The organism is Streptomyces sp. NPDC051133 (assembly GCF_040682635.1).
Classification (GTDB): domain Bacteria; phylum Actinomycetota; class Actinomycetes; order Streptomycetales; family Streptomycetaceae; genus Streptomyces.
The window spans coordinates 1-1,983 of the sequence record NZ_JBFBBK010000199.1; the positions used below are offsets into that span (position 1 = coordinate 1).

Below are 1,983 nucleotides of genomic sequence, written 5' to 3' on the forward strand. Positions count from 1 at the left end.
CGCAGGTCAGCAGGACCAGCTTCAGATCGGGCACACCCTGCTGCGCCAGGAACATCACCGGAACGGTGGTGATGAGCAGCAGCTCGATGATCCGCTTCGTGTTCCGGGTACGCGGTGCGGAAGGTCGGGCCTGCCTTCGAGGTCAGCGTTCGTGGCGTGCGGCCCACTCCTCTCGGGGGACTGCTGCTGCCACCGGTCGGGCAGTTTGCGGCGGAGAGTGTCCATCGAGGTCTTCAGGTCGCCGAGCCTGGGCTGCTTGGAGACACTGGGTGAGGTGAACGCGCAGCGCGGGGTGTGCATCGGCAGAATCCTCTTCCACGGCCGTCTGTTGATCGGCATCGGCCGGGAGCGGTGCTGCCAATGCAGAATCCCGGCGTGCTGCTCGACGTTGTTCGGCAGCACGATGGATTCCCGGAAGCGTTTCAACTCGCGCAGACCCGCAGCACGCGCGGTCGTGCCGCCGGGGCTGATGGTTTTCTCCTGGCCTTTGGACTTCTTGGCCCTTCGGCCCGCCGCGGTCCCCGCTCGTCAACTGCACACGCTTGGACGAACCGTCCCGGCGCTTGTCTTCGGCCACTGGTCATGTCCACACGCTACCCACGCCAGATCTGAGCAGAACAGGGTCCGGGAACAACTCCGGCCTCCCCCGTACGGTGAGCTCGTCGCGCTGCTGGCTGGGCGTGGGGCATGTGGGCATGAGGTGTCACCGCGGACGTGGACGGTGCGCTGAACAAGACACCGGCCACGGCGTCCGTCAACCACGTCATTTGGTCGCCCGGCCTCTGGCGACGACTCGGTTGTTTGGCCGGTATATCAGCGGTCCCTTGGCCCTCCCGGGGGGAGAGCGCGAAGGGACCGCCTGCCATGATGGAGCGATCACCGATCGGAGGGGGGCCGGCTGCTGACCAAGGCAAGACCGACGAACCGGTGCACGCACGTCACCTCAGGAAACGATCAGGCGCGGCGCTGGACACGGCTGGCGGCCTTGGCGCTTGATACGTGCCGGCGAAGAGGTAGACCGGGCGGCCGCGCCCTTCGCTGTGCGTTCCGATGGAAGATTGAGCTGGACTGGACGGCTGGCATCGGGCTGAACAGTGGTGAGGAAGTCCTGGTGCCGACGGACCTGCTGCGCCGCGAAGCACACCGCGACGGGCTGAGACCTGAGGTGTTCGCCGTCACGAGCAACGGTTTGGCGTGCGGCAACACGCACGGAGGCGACGCTGCATGCCCTCTTGGAGACGGTGGAGCGGGACGTCCTGCACCGCGTCCACGCCGCTGGCGGACAGCTACGCGCTCTGATCGCTCCAGCCTCGGTGACTGACCCGTACTGCGCGGATGTGATCGGTCGTTTCCTCAAGGCCGGGATGTGGCTGGAGATCGTCCACGTGGGCAGCCCGTACGGCATCCCCGTGTTCGCGGCCTATATCTGGTCCGAGGACTACCCGATCGTCTTCGCCGGCTCCGGCTGCCACGCTCCCAGAGGTCACCCTGTCGAGGGCACTGACCGAGGCCGCGCAGTCCCGTCTGACGTGCATTGCGGGTACCCGTGACGACTTGGACTCGCATGAGGCCGCGTTCGCAGCGCAGCCGGGCTAGCCGGAGCTGGCCGTCCTGCCTTCCCGCGGCTGGGCGGAGTGCACCGGCCTGTGCGTGGACCTTGAGCCGGATGTCGAGCGGCTGCTGCGCCAGGTGGTCGCGACCGTCACGAGGGTCACCGGCCATGAGCCGATCGCGGTCACCCTGCTTAGCTGCGTGAGGATGAACGCCTCTCGACGGTCATCGGGCAGTGAAGCCAGCAGATCCAGCAGTACGATGCCCTCGTCGAAGCCGGGCAAGTCGCACCGCTGGGCCAGTTCGACGGCCAGTTGCCAGTCCGGTACGTCCGACAGGCGCGGCCGGGGGGCAGCGTGCCGGTAGCTGTCGATCACCGCGCGGCGGGCGATGGACAGTAGCCAGGACCGGGCGGAGGACCGCCCCTCGAAC

At 67.5% G+C, this 1,983-nt stretch carries 3 pseudogenes; 1 reads left to right on the forward strand and 2 read right to left on the reverse strand.

Going from position 1 to position 1,983, the window contains the following annotated elements:
- Nucleotides 1–91 (reverse strand): annotated as a pseudogene (locus AB0N17_RS46350) (protoheme IX farnesyltransferase); the annotation flags it as partial.
- 1,020 nt (nt 92–1,111) lie between these two features.
- On the opposite strand from AB0N17_RS46350, the pseudogene AB0N17_RS46355 reads away from it, so the two are divergent.
- Nucleotides 1,112–1,596 (forward strand): annotated as a pseudogene (locus AB0N17_RS46355) (YcaO-like family protein).
- Here the strand turns inward: AB0N17_RS46355 and AB0N17_RS46360 are convergent.
- Nucleotides 1,593–1,983: pseudogene (locus AB0N17_RS46360) on the reverse strand (hypothetical protein); the annotation flags it as partial. The pseudogenes AB0N17_RS46355 and AB0N17_RS46360 sit on opposite strands and share 4 nt — an antisense overlap.